Source organism: Rhizobium redzepovicii (genome assembly GCF_019793435.1).
In the GTDB taxonomy this organism is placed as follows: domain Bacteria; phylum Pseudomonadota; class Alphaproteobacteria; order Rhizobiales; family Rhizobiaceae; genus Rhizobium; species Rhizobium redzepovicii.
This window is the reverse complement of the sequence record NZ_JAILYH010000101.1, coordinates 1-354: the sequence shown is the minus strand read 5'-3', so window position 1 is coordinate 354 and position 354 is coordinate 1. Positions and strand designations below refer to the sequence as shown.

Here is a 354-nt window from a genome sequence, read left to right as displayed (position 1 = left end):
CGGCGCGCAGGCGGGCGACGACGGATTTGCCGCCGAGCTTGGTGACGGCAAAGGTGTCGGAGCCGGCCGGCTCGACGACCTCGATCAGGCAATCGTCCTCGGTCAGCGAGCGCGCCTTGCGGTCGGCTCCGTCAGGATCGGTCAAGGCTTCGGGGCGGATGCCGAAGATCACTTGGCGGCCGGCATAGGAAGACAGGCCGTGATTGCCGGAAACAACTGGCAGTCTGAGCGGCGCGCCATTCGGCCGCTCCAGTGCGACGGCAAGGCCGCCGGCGCCGTTCTCGACGGTGGCGGTCAGCAGGTTCATCGCCGGCGATCCCATGAAGTCGGCGACGAAGAGATTGGCCGGGCTGT

1 pseudogene is annotated in these 354 nt (G+C 68.1%); it reads right to left on the bottom strand.

Going from position 1 to position 354, the window contains the following annotated elements:
- Positions 1-354, bottom strand: a pseudogene (locus tag K6N12_RS35190) (sugar ABC transporter ATP-binding protein); the annotation flags it as partial.